This window comes from Candidatus Termitispirillum reticulitermitis (assembly GCF_054655775.1).
Map to the genome: position 1 here is coordinate 1 of NZ_BAAIHG010000093.1, position 3,297 is coordinate 3,297.

Sequence of the window (3,297 nt, forward strand, 5' to 3'; positions counted from 1 at the left end):
AGTCAATATCTTCAAGCCCCGTAAGCCCACTACGCGATAATGCCTTAACCCCAGAATCCGCCATCATGGGCACAGCACGCTTAAATACCTCGTTGCCCTTCATAGCGATAAAACTATTGCCATCAGATTCACCATGTTGCTGCCTAACAAGCTCCGCAGACCCCATACCTTTCATATACATAACATCGCCGCCAGAACCGTCCGCCCCCATATCAAAACTGCGAATGCCGGGCGTGTTATCTGCACGCACTATTACAGAACCAGCGCCATCACCGAATAATATACAAGAGTTCCTATCTGTGTAGTCTGTGATAGTCGTTAGCCGCTCAGCTGCGGCTATAAGTATAGTCTTAAATCTACCCGATTTAATAAGCGCATCCGCAAGTGATAGCGAATACACAAACCCCGAACAGGTCGCATTCAAATCAAAAGCAAAACTACCTGCAAAGCCAAGCTTGTTTTGCAAAACATCGGCACAAGACGGAAAACATTGGTCTGGGGTGACAGTTGGAAATATTATTCCATCTATCTCGTCCGCTTTGATGCCCGCCATTTCAATAGCATTCTTGCTAGCCCTGTATGCTAGGTCGCTAGTCATCTCATCCTTAGCAGCTACGTGACGCACTCTGATGCCCGTGCGAGACGTTATCCACTCGTCGGTGGTATCAACCATCTTTTCTAAATCTGCATTAGTCAATAACCCCTCAGGGAAATATGAACCAGTACCAATTATTCGTGCGTACGTCAAGCCTCACCTCTCAGTAGAGCAAATGAATTTTTTACATCTTCCTTTATAGCTGCATTCATGCCAGTTTCAACCATCTCTTTTGCCACACGAATAGCATTTTTAGCTGCCATAGCACTGGAGCTACCATGCCCTATGATACACACACCATTCAGCCCTAATAGTGGCGCACCGCCGTATTCTTCATAATCAACCCGTTTCTTAAAGCGTTTCAGCCCGCCCATCATAAATAGCGCGCCAATCATATTTAATACGCTACCCTTAATCTCATCTTTTAAGAGCTTGTTTATAAAACTGGCCACAGCCTCGCTAGACTTCAAGGCGATGTTGCCAACAAAGCCATCGCAAACGATTACATCCGCCTTGCCCTTGTATATCTCTTTTGCCTCTACATTGCCTATAAAGTTAAGTGCCTCACACTCCTTTAACATTGTAAAGACATGCTTTGTAGTTTCGTTGCCTTTGACATCTTCTTCACCTATGCTGAGCAGTCCCACCTTCGGAGCATCAAGTTTTAGTATCTTCTTAGCGTAAGCAGAACCCATTATAGCGTAGTGCAGGTAGTGATTTTCTTTAGAATCAACATTTGCCCCAACATCTGTCATCACAGAATAGCCCGACATGCTAGGAAGCACCGTTGCTATGGCGGGACGGTCTATCCCCTCTAACTGGCGCAATGTCACAAGCGCGGTTGCCATAACAGCACCCGTATTGCCCGCGCTATAAAATGCCTGCGCTTCCCCCTCTTTCACCAACCTCAGCCCGACGTGTATAGACGAATCACGTTTACCGCGAACTATTTGCGAAGGTATGTCGTCCATAGCAACAACCTGTTCAGCATGTCTGATAGTGATACGAGGGTCGCCCGATGGTAGAAATTTAGCTAACGAGCCAGCGACAACATCCTCACGCCCTATTAAGAGCACGCTGATATTGCGGTATTCTTTAATAGCCCTGACTGCACCTTCCACGATGGCATCAGGCGCATTATCGCCACCCATCGCATCTATTGTGATGGTTACCATAACCTTACAGCTCAGCTTTCCTCATCACTTCTTTGCCAGCGTAATGTCCGCAATTAGGACATACTGTATGCGCCAGCTTTACCTCGCCGCAATTAGGACATTTCCCGCTACTAAGCCCTTGCGGGTGATGATGGCTACGACGATGCCCCTGTTTAGATTCGGTCGTTTTAGTCTTTGGATTACCCATTTTCGTCTCCTAAATGTTAAACATTCACGCTAGAATTTGGTATCATAGCACATTATTTTGCCTGCTTCAACCCTAATACGTCTTTTAGTGTGGACAAGCCACTATGCCAGCCATCGCCAGCTCCTTTAGCCACAATTTCATCAAGGACAGTATTTCTGCAGTTCTCACTGCAAAGCCTCTTGACAGGCAGGTTCAACAAAACCTCCTGTCTAAGCAATTCGTCTATATCAAGCGATTCGGCACCAGAATAAAATATATCCCCCTCTGAATCGCTAACCTCACTATCACTACCACCCACAGGCATACCGCTAGGCTCTATAGGCATATTGACAGATACATTAAACAGAACCTTAGCTGGCTCACCACATCTGTCGCAGAGCGTGTCTAGCCGACATTCCATTTCGCCTGTCAGGTAGTAACCATTTTCACCATCATCGTCTATCTTCATAAACTGCCCGTCAAAGCGAGTAATTTCCACACGCCCAAGCTCGTCATCAAATGCAAGTGCAACAGACACATCTAGTGCCCCAAGCTCTGCTAGCTTGTCAACTATATCTTTATAGATGATAACCACAATAGGACTATAGACGAATAAAAAAGATTTGTCAAGGTGGGGGAATTAGGGGGTGTTTTCTGCAGTTGTTGCAATTCACGTTTACTTCGTAACTTATAACTGCTAAAGTGGGACAGATGGAGGCACTCTGGTATGAGGTTGCCAATTAGTAATCAATGCACTGGCAACGAAAAATCAGCGGGCTACCCCGTATAGAACAGTCTCGCTAACATAGTCCGTATGGTGTCTTAAATATAGCCTATAGTTCGGGTTTATGCTCAATATAAGCTGAGGAATTTGCCAGAAGTCGCTAGGTTTATGATAGACACATATAGCAAATGGAGAACCATTCCTTAAGAGCCGCCTTGCGCCGTTTATGCCGTCAACCTCAGCACCTTCTATATCAAACTTTATAAAAGCCCTATCCTCGGTCACAATCTCGTCTAAGCTATATCAACTTCAGCAACGGAGCATATAAGAAGTGTTACTACTTTGAACCTAATTCTTATAACATAGCAAGGTCTAAAGAGAAGCTAATGGGTATTTCAGGGGTGGAATTTTTACAATTGGGCATTTCTGATAGGCGGAAGGTAGTTCACTTTGAGCAAACTGTGAATCAAGGTTCACGTGTATCAGATGAGGGCAATGTGCAGCTGGAGTGTATTAGCTTAGACGAGATTGTGACCGAGGATAGGGCTTTTATAAAGTTTGATATAGAAGGTGCTGAGGTTGACGGCATAAACGGCGCAAGGCGGCTCTTAAGGAATGGTTCTCCATTTGCTATATG

6 protein-coding genes are annotated in these 3,297 nt (G+C 45.3%); 1 reads left to right on the forward strand and 5 read right to left on the reverse strand.

Translation table 11 applies throughout. The features are described 5' to 3' along the window. From AC1MDJ_RS07135 to AC1MDJ_RS07155, 5 genes are all read right to left on the reverse strand, one after another. Positions 1 to 748, reverse strand: a 748-nt coding sequence (locus AC1MDJ_RS07135; RefSeq protein WP_479690236.1) for a beta-ketoacyl-ACP synthase 3, incomplete at its 3' end; no start/stop codon positions are given. Beyond that, complete coding sequence (gene plsX, locus AC1MDJ_RS07140) at positions 745 to 1,770, reverse strand: phosphate acyltransferase PlsX (RefSeq protein WP_479690237.1); 1,026 nt, start codon at positions 1,768 to 1,770, stop codon at positions 745 to 747. The genes AC1MDJ_RS07135 and plsX, both read right to left, overlap by 4 nt. 4 nt (positions 1,771 to 1,774) lie before the next feature. Then, entirely contained in the window at positions 1,775 to 1,957 is a 183-nt protein-coding gene (rpmF, locus tag AC1MDJ_RS07145; RefSeq protein WP_479690238.1) for a 50S ribosomal protein L32, read from the reverse strand. A 52-nt stretch (positions 1,958 to 2,009) separates the two neighbouring features. Continuing rightward, complete coding sequence (locus AC1MDJ_RS07150) at positions 2,010 to 2,531, reverse strand: YceD family protein (RefSeq protein WP_479690239.1); 522 nt, start codon at positions 2,529 to 2,531, stop codon at positions 2,010 to 2,012. 174 nt (positions 2,532 to 2,705) lie between these two features. Further along, entirely contained in the window at positions 2,706 to 2,948 is a 243-nt protein-coding gene (locus AC1MDJ_RS07155; RefSeq protein ID WP_479690240.1) for an FkbM family methyltransferase, read from the reverse strand. 74 nt (positions 2,949 to 3,022) lie between these two features. On the opposite strand from AC1MDJ_RS07155, the gene AC1MDJ_RS07160 reads away from it, so the two are divergent. Then, positions 3,023 to 3,297 (forward strand): FkbM family methyltransferase (locus tag AC1MDJ_RS07160; RefSeq protein WP_479690241.1); only part of this gene is annotated, 275 nt, incomplete at its 3' end.